The 21,478-nt window shown below is 71.6% G+C and carries 1 protein-coding gene; it reads right to left on the bottom strand.

The annotated features are described in order from the left end of the window. Nucleotides 1-40 precede the first annotated feature (40 nt). Nucleotides 41-21,457: a type I polyketide synthase gene (locus KHP12_RS53075; protein ID WP_308289535.1), complete on the bottom strand. Its 21,417-nt coding sequence runs from the start codon at nt 21,455-21,457 to the stop codon at nt 41-43. Nucleotides 21,458-21,478: the final 21 nt, after the last annotated feature.

The following is a 21,478-nucleotide window of genomic DNA, read 5'->3' as shown; positions in this document are numbered from 1 at the left end:
GTGCCAGTCCCCTCGATTTCCGGTCGGACGTTCTCGCTGCTCATGACCCATCGAGTTCCTGGTCGATGATTCCGAACATGTCGTCGAGCGAGGCGGATTCGAGGTCCCGCTCAACTGTGCCCGGCCGCTCCGGACGGTGCAGGTCGGCCCACATCGCGACGATGGTCTCCATCCGCGAGGACAACTGCTCGCGCAGGGTGTCGTCCTCGGCCATCGTCGAAATCATGGCGGCCACCTTGTCCAGCTCGCTGAGCCGGGCCGCGATCGGGTCGGCCGCCTCCGGCACGATCCCGGCGAGCAGGTGCTCCGCCAGCGTGGCAGGTGTCGGATAGTCGAAGATCGCGGTCGCGGCCAGCCTGATTCCGGTGGTGGCGCCCAGCCGGTTGCGCAGCTCCACCGCGGTCAGCGAGTCGAAGCCGATCTCCTGGAAGGTCCGCGCCGTGTCGATCGCCGACGCGTCCGGGTGCCGCAGCACGGCGGCGACCTCCCCGCGTACCAGCCCCAGGACGGTCTGGCTCTGTTCCGCGCCCGACATCGCGGCAAGGCTCTGCCGTAGGGCCACCCCACCGTCACCGGCCTCGGCGGCCCGGCGTGGCGGGGTCGGTGCCAGCGCGCTGAGCACGGGCGGCACCGTACCGGTGGCCGCCACCGCGCGAAGGTGCAACGGGGTGGCCACGAGTGTGGGTTCGCCACTCCGGCACGCGGCGTCGAACAGCTCGAGACCGCGTTCGTCGGAGAGGGGAACGGCGCCCGTGCTGGTCATACGGGTCACGTCCTGCTCCGACAGATGTGCGGTCAGGCCACTGCGCCGCTCCCACAGGCCCCATGCCACCGATACCGCGGGGAGCCCCTGGGCCCGCCGGTGCACGGCCAGCGCGTCGAGGAAGGCGTTGGCCGCGGCGTAGTTGCCCTGTCCCGCGCTGCCCAGCACTCCGGTGGCGGAGGAGAAGAGTACGAACGCGTCCAGGTCCAGCCGACGGGTCAGCTCGTGCAGGTGCCACGCCGCGTTCGCCTTCGGCCGTAGGACGGTTTCCACGCGTTCGGCGGTCATCGAGCCGATGACACCGTCGGCCACCACACCGGCGGTGTGGACGACGGCGCGCAGCGCCGGAATGGTGTCGAGCAGCGCGGTCAACTGGGCACGATCGGCCACATCGCAGGCGGCGACGCGGATGTGGGCGCCGAGCGCCTCCAGTTCGGTGGCCAGTTCCACGGCGCCGGGCGCGGTGGCCCCGCCGCCGCGACTGGCGAGCACCAGGTCACGCGCGCCATGAGTGGTCACCAGATGGTGGGCGACCAGGCGGCCGAGTGTCCCCGTCCCGCCGGTGATCAGCACGGTGCCGGCGTCCCAGGCGGGGGCTTTCCCGTCCGGTGCGGCCGCCTTGACCAGCCTGGGCACCAGCACCGTACCGGCCCGGATGGCCGCTTCGGGTTCCCCTGTCGCGAGCACTGCGGGGAGCGCCTCAAGGTCCGAGTCATCATGGTCGATCACGACGAGCCGGTCGGGGTTCTCCCGTTGTGCGGTGCGCAGGAGCCCCCGTACGGCGGCCGCCGCCAGATCCTCCACGTCGTCATCGGTGGATGTGGCCACCGCGCGGCGGGTGAGCACCATCAGGCGGGCATCGGTGTACCGCGCGTCCCCGAGCCACTCCCGCACCACTTCCAGCACTCGGCGGAGGGCGGACGAGGCCGCTTCCGGAGCCGGGCCGCCATCCGCCTCGGCCGGACACGACAGGACCAGCACATCCGGCACCTGGTCGATGGAGGCGAGGTCCCGATGGCGTTGTGGCGACACACCGGCCGCGGTCAGCGCCGCGGTCAGCCGAGGCTCGTCGTGGCCGCCCAGCAGGCCCCAGGACAGGGCCCGCGGGCCGGTGGCCATGGGAGCGGGAAGCTCCTTCCACTCCAGCCGGAACAGCGCATCGCCGCGGCTGCCGCCCGCCTCGAGCAGTCGCTGCTCCGCGAGCGGACGCATCGCCAGCGCGTCGATGGACAGCACGGGCGCCCCGATGGTGTCCGTGATCCGAATGGCCACCGTGTCCGGACCGGCCGGGCTGAGCGTCACCCGCACGGTGGTGGCGCCCACCGCGTGCAGGGTCACCCCGCTCCAGGAGAAGGGGAGATGGGCCTGCCCCGGTTCGCTGACGAAGGCGCCGAGGCCGATGCCTTGCAGGGCCGCGTCCAGCAACGCGGGATGCACTCCGCAGCGGGCGGCGTCACCCCGCACCTGCTCGGGCAACGCGACGTCGAGAAACACTTCGCTGTCCCGGATCCATGCCTTCCGCAGACCCTGGAAGGCGGGGCCGTACTGATAGCCCCGCTCAGCCATCGTCGTGTGCAACTCGGCGACATCGAGCGGCCGGGCATCGGCCGGTGGCCAGGCCGACGGATTCGCGGGCGGATCGCCACGCTCGCCCACCCGCAGGGTGCCTCCGGCGTGGCGTATCCAGTCACCCTCACAGCGGGAGAACACCGTGACGGGACGACCTCCGAGGTCGTCCGAGCCTCCGACCGACACCTGGATTTGCACGGTCTCCCGCTCGGGCAGGACGAGCGGCTCATGCAACGTCAGCTCTTCCAGTGTGTCGCAGCCGAACCGCGCCCCCGCCTGCAACGCGAGCTCCACGAAGGCGGTGCCCGGCAGCAGGACCATGCCCAGGACGGAGTGGTCGGCCAGCCATGGCTGCCCGGCCGGCGACAGCGCACCGGTCAGCACACAGCCGTCCGCGTCCGGGAGGGGCACCGCCGCGCCCAGCAGCGGATGGTCAACGGCGCCCAGGCCCAGACCGGACGCGTCGCCCGTGCCCGTCGACGGCACCAGCCAGAACCGCTCGCGCTGGAACGCGTAGGTGGGCAAGTCGACTCGCCGAGCGCCGGTGCCGTCGAAGCCCGTCTGCCAGTTGACCTCGACACCGCGGACGGACACCTCGGCCAGTGACGTCAGGAACCGCCGGACGCCTCCCTCATCCCGGCGGAGCGAACCGACGGCCGCGATTGGGGTGTCCATCGCATGGGCGGTGTCCTGGATGCCGATGGTCAGCACCGGATGCGGACTGGCCTCGACAAACACCGTATGGCCAAGCTCCAGCAGCCCCTCGATCGCGGACTGGAACTCCACCGTCTCACGCAGATTCCGATACCAGTACCCCGCGTCCAACTCAACGGTGTCCATCAACCGACCGGTCACCGTCGAATAGAACGGCACCTCACCCGCACGCGGCCGCACCGGCGCCAACGCCTCCGCCAGCCCCTCCCGGATCCCCTCCACCTGCGCCGAATGCGAGGCGTAATCCACCGGAATCCGCTTGGCCTCCGGGAACTCCGCCAACACCCCATCCAGCACCTCAACGGACCCCGACACCACCGTCGACACCGGACCATTCACCGCCGCCACCGACAACCCCACACGACCCCGCAGCCGATCGGCAGCCACCGGAACCGACACCATCCCACCCCGACCCGACAGAGCCAGCAACGCCCTGCTCCGCAAGGCCACCACACGCGCACCGTCCTCCAGCGACAGACCACCCGCCACACACGCCGCCGCGATCTCACCCTGCGAATGACCCACCACCACCGACGGCACCACACCAAACGAACGCCACAACGCAGCCAACGACACCATCACCGCCCACAACACCGGCTGCACCACATCAACCCGCCCCAACGCCACCTCATCACCCAACACATCGAACAACGACCACTCCACAAACGGGGCGAGTGCATCCGCACACTCACCCAACCGCCCCGCGAACACCGGCGACGACTCCACCAACTCCAACGCCATCCCAACCCACTGCGACCCCTGCCCCGGGAAGACGAACACCACTTCGCGCCCCGTCTCGGCGGCGCCCACGGATTCCACCGCGGCCAGCTCGCGCAGCAGTTCCATGCGGTCCGCGCCCACGACGACGGCTCGGTGGGACAGGGCAGCGCGGGTCGTGACCAGGGACCAGCCCACGTCCACGGGGTCGAGCTCGGGGTTCTCGCGCACGAAGGACGCCAGCCGCTGGGCCTGGGCCCGCAGCCCGGCCGCTCCCGCGCCCGACAGCACCCAGGGCACCGCGGGCAACCCCGACCGGACGGTGTCCGGTTCGCCGTTCTCATCCGGCTTCGGGGCCTGCTCGAGGATCACATGGGCGTTGGTGCCACTCACACCGAACGCGGACACCCCGGCCCGGCGCAGGTGGTCCCGGTCGGGCCACGCGGTCTGCTCGGTCAGCAGCTCCATGGCCCCGGCGTCCCAGTCGACGTGCGGGGAGGGCTCGTCGACGTGCAGGGTGCGCGGCAGTACGCCGTTGCGCAGCGCCAGAACCATCTTGATGAGGCCGGCGGCGCCCGCGGCCGCCTGGGTGTGCCCGATGTTGGACTTCACGGAGCCCAGCAGCAGCGGCCGATCCGGATCCCGGTCCTGGCCGTAGGTGGCCAGCAGAGCCTGCGCCTCGATGGGGTCGCCCAGTGTCGTACCCGTACCGTGCGCCTCCACCGCGTCGACATCCTGGGAGGCGAGTCCGGCGTTCGCCAGCGCCTGCCGGATCACCCGCTGCTGCGACGGACCATTCGGCGCCGTCAAGCCATTCGACGCACCGTCCTGGTTGACGGCGGAGCCACGGATCACCGCCAGCACCTGGTGGCCGTTCCGCGCGGCGTCGGAGAGCCGTTCCAAGACGAGCACCCCGGCGCCTTCGGCGAACCCGGTGCCGTCAGCGGCGGCGGCGAAGGACTTGCACCGCCCGTCGGGTGCGAGTCCGCGCTGGCGGGAGAATTCGACCAGCAGGTCCGGTGTCGTCATCACCGCCACACCGCCCGCCAGCGCCAGTGTGCTTTCGCCCCGGCGCAGGGACTCACACGCCCAGTGCACGCTGACCAGCGAGGACGAGCACGCGGTGTCCACGGTGACGGCGGGGCCTTCGAGGCCGAGGGTGTAGGCCACGCGGCCGGAGATCACGGAGGTGGAGTTCCCGGTGAGCAGGTACCCCTCGGAGCCGTCCGGAGTGGCGGCCTGGCCCGCGCCGTACGTCGTCGAAGCGGCACCCGCGAACACCCCGGTGCGGGTGCCCTTCAGGGCGAGCGGATCGATACCGGCGCGTTCGAAGGCTTCCCAGCACGCCTCGAGCCACAGCCGTTGCTGGGGATCCGCGGCCAGCGCCTCTCGGGGGGAGATGGTGAAGAATCCCGCGTCGAAGTCCGCCGCGTTCTTCAGGAAGCCACCGGTCCTGGCGTATGTCGTGCCGGGCCGGCTCGGGTCCTGGTCGTAGAGCGCGTCGAGGTCCCAGCCGCGGTCCCGGGGCAGCTCCGATATCGCGTCCGTGCCGCTCACCAGCAGCTTCCACAGCGCCTCCGGGGAGTCCACCCCGGCGGGGAGCCGGCAGCTCATGCCGACGATGGCGATCGGTTCGTCGGCGGGGTGCGCGACCGCCGGTGCCGGTACGGGCGCCGCCACGTCGGTGGCGCCGAACAGCTCGGCGTCGAGGTGGTGTGCGAGCGCGGCCGGAGTGGGGTGGTCGAAGATGAGGGTGGCCTGCAACCGTCGGCCGGTCGCCGTGCGCAGCCGGTTGCGCAGTTCCACCGCGGAGAGCGAGTCGAAGCCGAGTTCCTTGAACGGCCGCTGGGGTGTCACGGATTCCGGACCGCCGTGGCCGAGCACGGCCGCCGCCTGCCGGCGGACCAGGTCGAGCAGGGCGCCGAGGCGTTCGTCCGTCGGCAGCCCGGCGAGGCCCTCAGCCACACCGTTGCCCGCACCATCGGCCGGGCCCGGAAGGGCACGGGCGAGCGGAGCGCGTACGAGGCCACGCAGCAGGGCGGGTACCGGCTCAGGGCCCTGCGAGGACGGTTCGTAACGCATCGGCACCAGTAGGGTGTCGCCGGTCGCGCGGGCGGCGTCGAAGAGGGCCAGCCCCTCGTCGGTGGACAGCGGCAGGACGCCGGCTCGGGCGAGCCGGTCGGTGGTCAGGTGTTCGGTCAGCCCGCTGCGTTGCTCCCAGAAGCCCCAGGCCAGAGAGGTCGCGGGCAGTCCCTGTGCCCGGCGGCGCGCGGCCAGCGCGTCCAGGAAGGCGTTGGCCGCCGCGTAATTGCCCTGCCCTGGGCCACCGAGTACTCCGGCCGCCGAGGAGAACACCACGAACTCGGCCAGGTCCCGGTCGCGGGTCAGTTCATGCAGATGCCATGCGGCGTTCGCCTTGGGACGCAGTACCGTCCGCAGTCGCTCCGGGGTGAGCGACCCGATCACGGCGTCGTCGAGAACACCGGCCGTGTGCACCACACTCCGCAGGTTCGGCAGCGAGGCGACGAGTGCGGCGGTGGCGTCCCGGCCCGACACATCGCATGCGACCACCCGCACCCGCGCCCCGGCGGCCTCCAGCTCGGCGACCAGCTCGGCCGCGCCCGGAGCGGTGTCACCACGACGCCCCGCCAGCACCAGCTCCGTCACTCCGCGCTCCCGCACCAGATGGCGAGCCACCAGACCGCCCAGTGTCCCGGTGCCCCCGGTGATCAGTGCGGTGCCGCCGGACAGCGGTCGCGGGATGGTGAGGGCCAGCTTGCCGATGTGGCGCGCCTGGGAGAGGTGGCGGAAAGCGTCACTCGCCTGCCGTACGTCCTGGACGCGCAGGGGCAGCGGGGTGAACACGCCCTGGTGGAACAGGGAGAGCAGCTCGGTGAGCAGTTGGCCGATCCGGTCGGGACCGGCGTCGAGCAGTTCGAAGGCCCGGTACGACACACCGTGGCGCGCCATGACCTCCTCGGCATCCCGGAGGTCGGTCCTGCCCATCTCGATCAGCCGTCCACCGGGACGCAGCAGTCCGAACGACGCGTTGAGGAGTTCACCGGTCAGCGAGTTGAGTACGACATCCACGCCGTCCGGTGCGTCCGAGCGGAAGTGGTCCGCGAACTCCGGCGAGCGGGAGGAGGCGATCCGCCGCGGGGCGACCCCGCATGCGCGCACCGCGTCCCACTTGGCCGGGCTCGCGGTGGCGAACACCTCGGCGCCCAGCCAGCGCGCCACCTGCACTGCCGCCATCCCGACGCCACCGGCCGCCGCGTGCACCAGCACCGACTCGCCGCTCCGCACATCGGCCAGGTCGATCAAGGCGTACATCGCGGTGAGGAAGGCGATCGGGGTGGCGGCTGCCTGCGGGAAGGACCACCCCTCCGGGATCGGCGCCACCAGCCGGTGATCCGTGATCGCCACCGGTCCGAAGGCGCCGGAGAACAGACCCATCACCCGATCCCCGGGTGCCACTCCCGCCACTCCGGAGCCGATCTCCAGCACCGTCCCGGCGGCTTCGCTGCCCAGCAGACCGGCCTTGTCCGGGTACATCCCCAGGGCGAGCAGGACGTCACGGAAGTTGACCCCGGCCGTGTGCACGGCCACCCGGATCTCGTCTGCGGCCAGCGGCCTGGACGCCTCCGCGCAGGGCGCGAGGGCCAGGTTTTCCAGCGTGTCCTGGCCGCCGGTCTCGAGCCGCCAGGTGTCCGTCCCGGCCGGTACCGGCAGTGCCGACGAGGCGGCCCGTACCAGCCTGGGCACCAGCGCCTTCCCCGCCCGGATCGCCACCTGCGGCTCATCGGTGGCGAGCACTGTCGGCAACGCCGACGGATCCTCGTCCACCGTGTCCACGAGTACGAAACGGCCGGGGTTCTCGGTCTGCGCGGTGCGGATGAGGCCCCAGACCGCGGCGGCGGCAAGGCTCCGCGGGTCTTCGCCGGGCGTGGTCGCGACCGCCCCCCGCGTCACCACGACGAGGCGGGCGTCCCCGAATCGGTCGTCCGCCAGCCACGCCTGCGTGACCTCGAGGACACGGCTGGTGAGCGCGTACACGTCCTCCGGGCTCTCCTCGGCGGCGCCTCCTGTGGTCTCCGCGGTGGAAAGCCTGAACACCACGGCCCCGTGTACGAGCTGGGGCGCCGTCAGCCCGGTCAGCTGGGCCAAGGACTCGACGACGGGGAAGGCAACTTCATCCGAGGCGTCCGAAGTATCCGAGGCGTCCAGGGTGAGCTCGGTCCAGTCCACGCGGAACAGCGAGTCGTGGTGAGCGCCACCGAGCCCGCCCTCGGACACCGGGCGCAGGGCCAGAGAGTCCGCCGTCAGCACCGGTGCACCCGTGCCGTCCATGGCCAGGAGCGAGATGGTGTCCGGCCCGGCGGGCGACAGAACAACCCGCAAGGTGGTGGCTCCGACGGCGTGCAGAGTGACACCGGTCCAGGCGAACGGAAGGTGCGGTCGGCCTGGTTCGGCCACGAACGCACCCAGTCCGGCGCCGTGCAGGGCGGCGTCGAGCAGGGCGGGGTGGATGGCGCAACGGCCCGCGTCGCTCTCGGCCGTCTCGGGCAGGACCACCTCGGCGAACACCTCGTCGCCACGCCGCCATGCGGCGCGCAGCCCCTGGAAAACGGGGCCATACGCGTAGCCGCGTGTGCTCATCTCGGCGTAGACATCGGTGAGGTCGACCGGTGTGACGCCGACCGGGGGCCACACCGCCCGTTCCACGGTGGCCGCTTCCCCGCCGGGGCTGATGCTGCCGGTGGCGTGCCGTATCCAGGTCCGGTCCTGGCCCGGCCTGGAGTACACCGTGACCGGTCGCCGGCCGCTGTCGTCCGGTCCGCCGACCGCCACCTGGATCTGTACGTCTCCGTGCGCGGGCAGCACGAGCGGCGCCTGTAGGGTCAGCTCATCCAGCGTCCGGCAGCCCAGGTGCAGCCCGGCCTGAAGTGCCAGTTCCACGAACCCGGTGCCCGGCAGCAACACCTTGTCCAGTACGGCGTGGTCACGCAGCCAGGGATGGGTGGCCGAGGAGAGCGAGCCGGTCAGCACACAGCCATCGGATTCGGGCAGGGGCAACACCGCGCTCACCAAGGGGTGAGCGAGACCGGCAAGGCCCGCGCCGCCCACATCACTCGCACCGCGCACCGGATCCAGCCAGAACCATTCATGCTGGAACGCATAGGTCGGGAGATCGACCTGTCGCGCTCCGGTCGCGGCGAACACCGGCTGCCACTCCACGGGCACACCCTCGGTGAACACTCGGCCGACGGTGCTGAGGAAACGGACGGGACCGCCGTCGTCGCGGCGCAGTGACCCGCTTACGACGATGTCGGTGTCGGTGGTGTCGGCGGTGTCCTGGATGCCGACGGTCAGCACCGGATGCGGGCTGGCCTCGACGAACACCGTATGGCCAAGCTCCAGCAGCCCCTCGATCGCGGACTGGAACTCCACCGTCTCACGCAAATTCCGATACCAGTACTCCGCATCCAACCCCACGGTGTCCATCAGCCGACCGGTCACCGTCGAAAAGAACGGCACCTCACCCGTACGCGGCCGGACCGGCGCCAACGCCTCCGCCAGCCCCTCCCGCACCTCCTCCACCTGCGCCGAATGCGAGGCGTAATCCACCGGAATCCGCTTGGCCTCCGGAAACTCCGCCAACACCCCATCCAGCACCTCAACAGACCCCGACACCACCGTCGACACCGGACCATTCACCGCCGCCACCGACAACCCCACACGACCCCGCAGCCGGTCAGCAGCCACCGGAACCGACACCATCCCACCCCGACCCGACAGAGCCAGCAACGCCCTGCTCCGCAAGGCCACCACACGCGCACCGTCCTCCAGCGACAGACCACCCGCCACACACGCCGCAGCAATCTCACCCTGCGAATGACCCACCACCACCGACGGCACCACACCAAACGAACACCACAACTCAGCCAACGACACCATCACCGCCCACAACACCGGCTGCACCACATCAACCCGCCCCAACGCCACCTCATCACCCAACACATCGAACAACGACCACTCGACGAACGGCCCAAGCGCATCCGCGCATTCACGCATCCGCCCCGCGAACACCGGCGAATGCTCCAGCAGTTCCAACGCCATTCCGGCCCACTGCGACCCCTGCCCCGGGAAGACGAACACCACCCCGGAACGCATGCGGGCCTCGCCGACCGTGGCACTGCCACTGGCCACGGCCTCCAGCTCACGCAGCAGTTCCGCACGGTCCGCGCCCACGACGACGGCTCGGTGCGACAGGGCCGCGCGGGTCGAGGCCAGCGACCAGCCGATGTCCGCCGGGCGGAGTTCCGGCCGGTCGTCGACGAAGGCCATGAGGCGCGCGGCTTGTGCGCGGACACCGGCCTCGCTCGCACCCGTCACCACCCACGGCACGGCCCCCGGTTCGTCGCGTTCCGGCGAGAACTCGGGCCCGGACTCGGGCTCGGCGGTCGGCTCGGGGGCCTGCTCCAGAATCACATGCGCGTTGGTGCCGCTCACGCCGAAGGCGGACACCCCGGCGCGGCGGGGCCGTGTGTTCTCCGGCCATGCCGTCTGTTCGCTCAGGAGCTCCACCGCGCCGGTGGACCAGTCCACGTGGGGAGTGGGCTCGTCGATGTGCAGACTCCGCGGCAGCACACCATGGCGCAGCGCCATCACCATCTTGATCACACCGGCGACACCCGCGGCCGCCTGAGTGTGACCGATATTCGACTTGATCGACCCCAGCAGCAACGGCCGGTCCGCATCCCGGCCCTGACCATAGGTGGCCAGCAACGCCTGCGCCTCGATCGGATCACCCAGCGTCGTACCCGTACCGTGCGCCTCCACCGCATCGACATCCCCGGCCGCGAGCCCCGCGCTCGCCAGCGCCTGCCGGATCACCCGCTGCTGCGACGGACCATTCGGCGCCGTCAACCCATTCGACGCACCATCCTGATTCACCGCACTGCCACGCACCACCGCCAACACCCGATGCCCAAGCCGCTCCGCATCGGACAACCGCTCCACCACCAGCATTCCGGCACCCTCACCCCAGCCGGTGCCGTCCGCCGCCGCCGCGAACGCCTTGCAGCGCCCATCGGCCGCCAACGCGCGCTGACGGGAGAACTCCACGAAGATGCCGGCGGTCGTCATGACGCTCGCGCCGCCCGCCAGGGCCAGTGAGCACTCGCCCGACCGCAGGGCCCGCACCGCCAGGTGCAATGCCACCAGCGACGACGAGCACGCCGTATCCACGGTCAGCGCGGGGCCTTCGAGACCGAGGACGTAGGAGATCCGGCCGGACATGACCGATGCCGAGTTGCCGGTACCCACCCGGCCCTCGAAGTCACCCGTCTCGTCCGCCTTCAGCAACGACGCGTAGTCCTGGCCGTTCGTCCCCGTGAACACGCCGGTCTCGCTGCCCCGCAGGGTCATGGGGTCGATCCCGGCCCGCTCCAGCGCCTCCCATGACACTTCGAGCAGGAGCCGCTGTTGCGGGTCCATCGCCACCGCTTCCCGCGGGGATATCCCGAAGAATCCGGCGTCGAACTCACCGGCGCCGGAGAGGAACGCGGCCGCCCGGGTGGAGGAGGTGCCTCGGTGGTCGGGGTCCGGGTGGAAGAGGTGCGCGGTGTCCCAGCCCCGGTTCTCGGGGAACTCGCCGATGGCATCGGAGCCGTCGGCGAGCAGGCGCCACAGGTCCTCGGGGGATGCGACGTCCCCGGGGAAGCGGCAGCTCATCCCCACGATCGCGATGGGTTCGTCGTCCACCGCACCGGTCGCGCGGACCGGGAGGGCCGGGGCCGATCGGTCCTGGGCGTCGTGCAGCAGTTCGCCGCGGAGGTACTGCGCCATCGCCAGCGGGGTGGGCCGGTCGAACGTCACGGTGGCGGGCAGCCGCAGGCCGGTGGCCCGGTTGAGCCGGTTGCGCAGTTCGACCGCGGTGACCGAGTCGAAGCCGATCTCGTGGAAGGCCCGGCCGGGGTCGATCGCGTCCGGGCCGGTGTGCCCGAGCACGACCGCTACATGGCGCCGGATCAGGTCCAGCAGCGCGTGGTTCCGGTCGGTCTCGGCCATCCCGGCGAGCCGCTCCGCGAATTCCGGGCGCTCGTGGCCGGGGTCGGCGCTCCCCTGGCCGACTCCGGCGTCGACCAGCGCACGCACCTCGGGGAGGTCGGCCAGCAGCGGGCTGGGGCGGGTCGCGGTGAACGCGACGTAGTGCCGGTCCCAGTCGATCTCCGCCACCGTGACGACGGTGTCGTCCTGTTCGACGGCGCGTGCCATGGCGGCGACCGCCATCTCCGGTGCCATCTCCGGTACGCCATGCCGGCGGGCCACGTCGCCCACGCCGCCCTCGCCCATGCCGTCGCCGGCCCACAGCCCCCAGGCGATGGAGGTGGCCACCAGGCCCTCGGCCCGCCGCTGTTCGGCCAGCGTGTCCACGAAGACGTGGCCGGGTGCGTAGTTGCCCTGTCCGGGTGCGCCCAGAGTGCCGGACAGCGAGGAGAAGAGCACGAACGCGGACAGCTCCATGTCCCGCGTCAGTTCGTGCAGATGCACCGCGCCGTCGGTCTTGACACGCAGTACGCGTTGCAGCTGGTCGGTGGTGAGCGAGTTCAGCGTGCCGTCGTCGAGCACCGCCGCGGTGTGCACCACAGCGGTCAGCGGGCCGATCTCGGCCAGCAACCCGGCCAGGGCGTCCCGGTCACCGACGTCGCACGCCGCCACCGTCACCCGGGCGCCGAGCGCCTCCAGCTCCCCGACCAGCCGCTCGGCGCCGGGCGCGGCCATGCCCCGGCGACTGGTCAGCACGACGTGTTCAGCGCCCTGTCCGGCCAGCCACCGGGCGACATGGCCGCCCAGCGCTCCGGTGCCGCCGGTGACCAGTACGGTGCCACGGGGTTGCCAGCTCCCGCCGCGCTCGCGGGCCGGCGCGTGGGCCAGCCTGCGGCCGAAGAGCCCCGTCGGGCGGATCGCCACCTGGTCCTCGTCCGAGGTGCCGGACAGCACACCGGCAAGGTGCTCCTGGGTTTGCGGGGCCACGCCCTCCGGCAGGTCGATCAAACCGCCCCAGCGCAGGGGCTGTTCCAGGGCGATCACCTTGCCGAGACCCCAGGTCAGGGCCTGTTTCCGGCTGACGGCCACATCGCCCTTGTCCTTGCCCGTGCCGTCGCCACTGCCGCTGCTACTGCCACGGCCGCTGCCACTGCCCCCGGCATCGCCGAGCGAGACGCCGCGCTGGGTGAGGCACCACAGCGGAGCTTCCACCCCGGCGTCCCCGAGCGCCTGCGAGAGCAACAGCGTCATCGCGTATCCCTGGGGGACCGAGGGGTACGCGGGGTGCGGGCTCTCGTCCAACGCGGTCAGCGACACCACACCGCTGATCCTGGGGGTGTCGGCCAGTACGCCGCCCAGCCGGGCCGCCAGCGCGGCACGGTCCAGTTCGGGCTCGCCGAGAACCACCACGAGCGGCTCGGCACCGTGACGGGTCAGCGCATCGGTCACCCCCGCGACCCACTCGTGCCCGGCCTCGGCATGGGAGACCACGACCAGCCAGATGCCGGTGGCCGAAGTGGCGGGCGGGGTGAGCGGCTTCCACCGGATCGTGTAACGCCATGAGTCGATGGTGGAGACGTCACGGCGTTCGCGCCGCCACTGGGACAGGGCGGGCAGCACTTCACGCAACGGCTGCCCGTCGACGCGCAGCGTCGCGGCGAGCGACTCGAGGTCCTCGCGCTCGACGGCGGCCCAGAATTCCGCGTCGATCGCGCTGGTGGGGGCCTCGGCGGCGGGCGCGTCCAGCCAGTAGCGCTCGCGCTGGAAGGCGTACGTCGGCAGATCCACCCGGCGGGCGCCCGGGAACAGCGGCAGCCAGTCGACCTCGACGCCGTGTGCGTACGCCTCGGCCAAGGCGGTGAGGAAGCGGGTGAGACCACCGTCGTCCCGGCGCAGTGAGGCGAGTACGAGACCGCCGTGCGCGTCCGCGTCGTCGAGTGTTTCGCGCAGGCCCGTGGTCAGCACCGGGTGGGGGCTGATCTCGATGAAGGTGTGGTGGCCGTCCTCGATCACCGCACGGGTGACCCGCTCGAGCTCCACGGTCTCGCGCAGATTGCGATACCAGTAGTCCGCGTCCAGGTCGGCGGTGTCGATGGGCCGTCCGGTCACCGTGGAGTGGAAGGGGATCGCCGCGGCGCGCGGCTCGATCGGCGCCAGGGCCTTCAGCAGTTCGTCCCGGATGTCGTCGATCTGGGGCGAGTGGGAGGCGTAGTCCACCGGGATGCGCTTGGCCGCCGGGAACTCCGCCAGCACCGCGTCCAGCGCCTCGTCGCCGCCGGACACCACTGTCGAGGACGGGCCGTTCATCGCCGCGATGGAGACCCCGGGCCGGTCCCGCAGCCGGTCGGCGGGCACCGGAACGGACACCATTCCGCCCCGGCCCGACAAGGCGAGCAGCGCCTTGCCGCGCAGCACGACCACCCGCGCCCCGTCCGCCAGGGACAGGCCGCCCGCCACGCACGCCGCCGCGATCTCACCCTGCGAGTGACCCACCACCGCCGACGGCACCACACCGTACGAACGCCACAGCTCGGCCAGCGACACCATCACCGCCCACAGCACCGGCTGCACCACGTCGACACGGGCCAGCGCCCGCTCATCCGCCAGCACGTCCGGCAGCGACCACTCCACCAGCGAGGCCAGGGCGCCGGCGCACTCGCCCATCCGGCGTGCGAACACGGGCGAGGACTCCAGCAGTTCCAGCGCCATCCCGGCCCACTGCGACCCCTGGCCGGGGAAGACGAACACCACTTTGCGTCCCGGCTCGGCCGCGTCCAGGGCCTCCACCACGCCAGGTGCGGGTTCGTCCCGTGCCAGGGCCGTCAGACCGGCCAGCAGTTCGGCATGGTCACCGCCGAGTACCACCGCTCGGTGCTCCAGCACGGCGCGGCTGGTCAGCAGCGAGAAACCGATGTCCGCCACGCTTCGGTCAGGGTGGCTCACCACGTGTGCGCGCAGTCGTTCCGCCTGGGCGCGCAGGGCGTGCCGGTCGCGTCCCGAGACGATCCACGGGACCACCGCGGCAGGCTCGGCCGCACCGGTCTCCAGGTCGCCAGGCTCCGCGTCGCCGGGCTTGACCTGAGCGGGCTTGACCTGAGCGGGCTTGACCTGAGCGGGCTCGACAGGAGCGGGCTCGGCGTCAGCGGGCCGCTCCGCTGCCGTCGGCAGCGGCGCCTGCTCAAGGATCAGGTGCGCGTTCGTTCCACTGATGCCGAACGACGACACACCGGCCCGGCGGGGCCGCCCGGCCTCCGGCCATGCCGTCTGTTCGCTCAGGAGCTCCACCGCGCCGGTGGACCAGTCCACGTGGGGAGTGGGCTCGTCGATGTGCAGACTCCGCGGCAGCACACCATGGCGCAGCGCCATCACCATCTTGATCACACCGGCGACACCCGCGGCCGCCTGAGTGTGACCGATATTCGACTTGATCGACCCCAGCAGCAACGGCCGGTCCGCATCCCGGCCCTGACCATAGGTGGCCAGCAACGCCTGCGCCTCGATCGGATCACCCAGCGTCGTACCCGTACCGTGCGCCTCCACCGCATCGACATCCCCGGCCGCGAGCCCCGCGCTCGCCAGCGCCTGCCGGATCACCCGCTGCTGCGACGGACCATTCGGCGCCGTCAACCCATTCGACGCACCATCCTGATTCACCGCACTGCCCCGCACCACGGCCAGGACGGGGTGTCCGTTGCGCCGTGCGTCCGAGAGCCGTTCGACCAGCAGCATGCCGATGCCTTCGGCGAATCCGGTGCCGTCCGCCGCTCCCGCGAACGCCTTACACCTGCCGTCCGGCGCGAGTCCGCGTTGACGGGAGAACTCCACGAAGACGGTGGGCGTGGACATCACCGTCACACCACCGGCCAGCGCGAGCGAGCACTCGCCGAGGCGCAGCGCCTGTACGGCGAGGTGCAGGGCCACCAGCGACGACGAGCAGGCGGTGTCCACGGTGACCGCCGGCCCCTCGAGGCCGAAGGTGTACGCCACGCGGCCCGAGGCGACGCCCGCTGCCGCGCCCGTGCCCAGATAGCCCTCGACAGCGTCCGGTGTGGTTGACAGGCGGGTGAGGTAGTCGTGGTGCATCACCCCGGTGAACACGCCGATCCGCTCGCCCTTGACGGAGGTGGCGGGGATGCCCGCGCGCTCGAACGCCTCCCATGAGGTTTCCAGCAGCAGCCGCTGCTGCGGGTCCATGGCGGCGGCCTCGCGCGGCGAGATCCCGAAGAAGGCGGCGTCGAACTCGGCCGCGTCATAGACGAATCCACCGCTGCGGGCGTACGACGTACCGGTGCGGTCCGGATCCGGGTCGTAGAGACCGTCCAGGTCCCATCCTCGGTCGGCCGGCAGGACGGATATGGCATCGCCGTCCGAGCGCACCAGGTCCCACAGCGCTTCCGGCGAAGTGATCCCGCCGGGGTAGCGGCAGCTCATTCCGACGATGACGATGGGATCGTCGGCGACGAGGGCGGTTCCGGCGGGTGCCGCGGCGGCGGCGCTGTCCTTTCCGAGGACTTCGGCGAGCAGGTACTCGGCCAGCGCCTGCGGTGTCGGATAGTCGAACACGGCGGTGGCGGGCAGCCGTACGCCCGTGGCGGCGCTGATCCGGTTGCGCAGTTCCACGGCGGTCAGCGAGTCGAAGCCGATCTCCTGGAAGGTCCGCGAGGTGTCGACCGACTCCGCGGAGGCATGGCGCAGCACCGCCGCGATGTGGTTGCGCACGAGTTCGCGTACGACCTGGTCCCACTCGGAGCGGTCCACGGCGGCCAGCCGGTGTCCGAGCGCGGAGGCCGATTCAGGGGCGTCGGTGGTCTCCGCCGCGCGCCGGATCCGCGGCCGGACCAGGTCGCGCAGGACGGGAGGCAGATGGCCGGCGTCCGACCATGCCTGCGGGTTCAGGGGTGCGGCCAGCACCATCGGCTCGTGGGCGGCGAGTGCCGCGTCGAACAGGTCCAGTGCCTGGGAGGTGGGCATCGGCACCGCGTGGGCACGCGCCAGATCGTCGGCCGACAGGTGCTGGGTCAGTTCGCTGCGTTCTTCCCAGAAGCCCCATGCGATCGACACCGCGGACAGTCCCCGCGCCCGCCGATGAGCCGCCAGCGCGTCCAGGAACCCGTTCGCCGCCGCATAACTGCCCTGGCCCGCGTTGCCCAGAACACCCGCCGCGGATGAGAACAACACAAACGCCGACAGATCCATGCCCGTGGTCAGCTCGTGCAGATTCCACGCCGCGTCCACCTTCGCCCGCAACACCGGCTCGACCCGCTCACGCGTCAGCGACGTGAGCAACCCGTCATCCAGCACACCCGCCGCATGCACCACACCGCTCAAGGCGAAGTCCGCCGGCAGCCCGGACAACACCCCGGCCAGCGCCTCACGATCCGCGGCGTCACACGCCGCGATCAGCACCTCGGCGCCCGCAGCCTCCAGCTCCTCCCGCGACTCCGCCGCGCCTTCGGCCTCCGCACCACGCCGCGACAGCAGCACCAGCCTGCTCACCCCATGCCGTGCCACCAGATGCCGCGACACCAAACCACCCAGCACACCAGTGCCACCCGTGACCAACACCGCACCAGAACCGAACCCACCCGACACCTCACCCGGCACCTCACCCGGCACCCGGCCCAGACGCGGCACCCGCACCGCACCCGACCGCACCAGCACCTGCTCCTCACCCAGAGCCAGCACCCCGGGAAGCAGACTGTCGACTCCGTCCAGGTCATCGGTGTCCACCAGCACCACACGCCCTGGGTTCTCCGACTGCGCGGACCGCACCAGGCCCCACACCGCGGCCCCAGCCAGGTCCTCCACACCATCACCCGCGTCGGCGGCGCCCCGCGTCACCACCACCAACCGCTCACCCGCCAGATCCTCATCCGCCACCCACGCCTGCACCCGCTCCAGAACCTCAAGCACATGCCGGTACGCCTCACCCACCACATCCGGACCGTCGGAGACGACCCGCACCACCTCGGTCCGCGGCGCCACCTCGCCCCCCACCGCCACCGTTCCAGGTGCGTCCACCCACTCCACCCGATGGAGGGCATCAGTCCTGCTCCCCCGCGTGTCGTTCAGCTGCTGGGCGGAGACCGGTCGCAGGGCCAGTGAGCGTGCCGACAGGACCGGCGCACCGGTGGTGTCCGTGGCCCGGAGGGCGATCGCGTCGCGTCCTGCCGGGGACAGTGTGACGCGCAGGGCCGTCGCACCGACCGCGTGCAGCGTGACGCCGGTCCAGGAGAACGGGACATAAGCCTGGTCGTCGTCGGATACGAAGCCGCCGAATCGCACACCGTGGAGCGCGGCGTCGAGCAGCGCGGGATGGATGGCGCAGCGAGCCGCATCGCCCCGCGCCTCCGCCGGTACCTCCACCTCGACGAAGACTTCGTCTCCCCTACGCCAGGCGTCCCGCAACCCCTGGAACACCGGCCCATACGCATACCCCCGCTCCGCCAAAACCCCATACACCCCCTCCACCCCAACCCACTCCGCACCCACCGGCGGCCACACCTCCCCACCCGGCACCACACCCTCACCCACCCCAAGCACACCCACCGCATGCCGAACCCACTCACCCCCACGACACGAAAACACCGACACCGACCGACACCCCGCCCCATCCACACCACCCACCGAAACCTGAACCTCAACCTCACCCCGCTCCGGAACCACCAACGGCCCCTCCAAAGTCAACTCCTCAACCACCCCACACCCCCACCTCAACCCCGCCTGCAACACCAACTCCACAAACCCCGTACCCGGCAGCAACACCACACCGGAGAGGGCGTGATCGGCCAGCCAGGGGTGGCCGGCCAGGGACAGCCGGCCGGTGAGCAGGCAACCGCCGGACTCGGGCAGCACGACCGTGGCCCCCAGCAGGGGATGGTCGAGCGCGCCCAGCCCCAGGGCGGAGGCGTCGCCCTGGCCGGGCCGGGGCGTCAGCCAGTAACGCTCCCGCTGGAAGGGGTAGGTCGGCAGCTCCACCCGCCGTGCCGCCCCGAAGGCCGCGGACCAGTCCACCCGTACCCCGTGCACATGCAGCCGGGCCACGGCCGAGTGGAACTGGGCGAGCCCGCCCTCGCCACGCCGCAGCGAGCCGGTGACCTCCACGGACTCGCCGGAGGCGTCCGCGGTGTGCTGGACCCCCATGGTCAGGGCGGGGTGGGTGCTCGATTCCACGAAGACGCGGTGGCCGTCGGCGAACAGCGCCCGGAGCGCGCCGAGGAAGTCGATCGGCTTACGGGCGTTCCAAAACCAGTAGTCCGCGTCGAGTTCGGTGGTGTCCAGGAGTCCGCCGGTCACCGTGGAGTAGAACGGGACGGTGGACTGGCGTGGCGCCACGTCGGCCAGCAGGGCGAGCAGCCGTTCCCGCAGCGGTTCGACCTGCGGGCCGTGGGAGGCCACGGTGGCGGGCACGACGCGGGCGCGTACGCCGTCCGCCGTGCACGCGGCGACGAACTCCTCGAGGCTCTGGGGGTCGCCGGCCACCGTGGCAGCCGCGGGCCCGTTCACCCCGGCCACCACGAGGCGCTCGCCCCACGGCTCGATCCGGGTGGCCAGTTGTTCCGCCGGGAGGGCGACCGAGGCGATGGCGCCGTTGCCCACCAGCGTTTCGGCGAAGAGGCGGCTGCGCAACACCACCACCTTGGCCGCGTCCTCCAGCGACAGCGCCCCGGCCACACAGGCCGCCGCGATCTCGCCCTGGGAGTGGCCGACCACGGCCGATGGAGTGACCCCGTAGGAGGCCCACAGCTCGGCGAGGGACACCATCATGGTGAACAGGACCGGCTGGACGACCTCGATGAGGTCGAGCGAGGGCGCACCGGGCGCGGAGCGCACCACGTCCTCGATGGACCAGTCGAGGTGTGTCTCCAGGGCACGGGCGCATTCGGCGAACCGGCGGGCGAAGGCCGGGGAGGAGTCCAGCAGTTCCACGGCCATACCGGCCCACTGCGAGCCCTGCCCCGGGAAGACGAAGACCACGCCGGTGTCGGAGCCGGCCACTCCCTCCACCACGTTCGAGGCCGGCTCTCCGGCGGCCACCGCCGCGAGGCCGCTCCGGAGTTCCTCCGGTGTGGATCCGATCACCACCGCACGGTGCGGCAGCGCCGAGCGGGTGGTGGCCAGGGTCCATCCCAGGTCGCCGGGGTGCGCTTCGGTGGCCACGTCGGCGAGCCGGGCCGCGAACGCCCGCAGACCGGCTTCGCCCTGGCCCGAGAGCACCCAGGGCACCGTCACCGGATCGGTCCGGGGCGGCTCGATGGGCTCGGCCTCCGGTGCCTGCTCCACGATCACATGGGCGTTGGTGCCGCTCACTCCGAAGGCGGAGACGCCCGCCCTGCGCGGCCGGTCGGTCTCCGGCCACGGGGTCCGCTCGGTCAGCAGCCGCACCGCCCCGGCGGACCAGTCCACATGCGGGGTCGGTTCGTCCACGTGCAGGGTGCGCGGCAGCACACCGTGGCGCATGGCGAGCACCATCTTGATGACCCCGGCGACACCCGCGGCGGCCTGGGTGTGTCCCAGGTTCGACTTGACCGATCCGAGCCACAGCGGCCGGTCCCGGCCCTGGCCGTAGGTGTCCAGCAGGGCCTGTGCCTCGATCGGGTCGCCGAGCCGGGTGCCGGTGCCGTGTGCCTCCACCACGTCGACATCGCCTGTGGACAGCTGGGCGTTGGACAACGCCGCGCGGATGACCCGGCGCTGGGAGGGCCCGTTGGGCGCGGTCAGCCCGTTCGACGCGCCGTCCTGGTTGGCGGCGGTACCACGCACCACCGCCAGCACCGGGTGACCGTGCCGTTCGGCGTCGGACAGCCGCTCCACCAGCAGCATCCCGGCGCCCTCACCCCAGCCGGTGCCGTCCGCCGCCGCCGCGAACGCCTTGGACCGGCCGTCCGGGGCCAGCCCGCCCTGCTTGGACAGCTCGACGAAGGTGTTCGTCGTCGTCATCACCGTGACGCCGCCCGCCAGCGCCAGCTCGCACTCCCCGTTGCGCAGTGCCTGGACGGCCAGGTGCAGGGCGATCAGTGAGGACGAGCACGCGGTGTCCACGGTGACCGTCGGCCCTTCGAGACCGAAGGTGTAGGCGATCCGTCCCGAGAGCACACTGGCCGCGCTGCCCGTGCCGAGGTGGCCTTGCACATCGTCCCGGGCGGCGCTGAGCAGTGTCGCGTAGTCCTGGCCGTTGGTGCCGATGAACACCCCGGTCCGGCTGCCCCGCACCGCGTCACGGTTGACACCGGCCCGCTCGAACGCTTCCCAGGACGTCTCCAGCATCAGCCGCTGCTGCGGGTCCATCGCGAGGGCCTCACGGGGAGAGATCCCGAAGAGCGCGGCGTCGAAATCGGCGACGCCGCACAGGAAGCCGCCGTGGCGGGTGACCGACTTCCCGGAGCCGCCCGCGGGGTCGTAGAGGCCCTCCGTGTCCCATCCGCGGTCGGTCGGGAACTCCGACACCGCGTCGCCGCCCTGGCGCACCAGGTCCCACAGCGCTTCCGGCGTTGCGATGCCACCGGGGAAACGGCAGCTCATGCCGACGATGGCGATGGGCTCGCGGCTCTTCGCCTCGACGTCCTGCAAGCGCTGGCGGGTCTGCCGCAGATCCTTCGTGACCTCTTTGAGGTAATGACGAAGTTTCTCTTCATTCTCCACAGGACGGCCCTCTCAACGCGG

The organism is Streptomyces asiaticus (genome assembly GCF_018138715.1).
Lineage (GTDB): Bacteria > Actinomycetota > Actinomycetes > Streptomycetales > Streptomycetaceae > Streptomyces > Streptomyces asiaticus.
The sequence above is the reverse complement of the archived record's forward strand: the minus strand, read 5'-3'. Positions and strand labels throughout refer to the sequence as shown.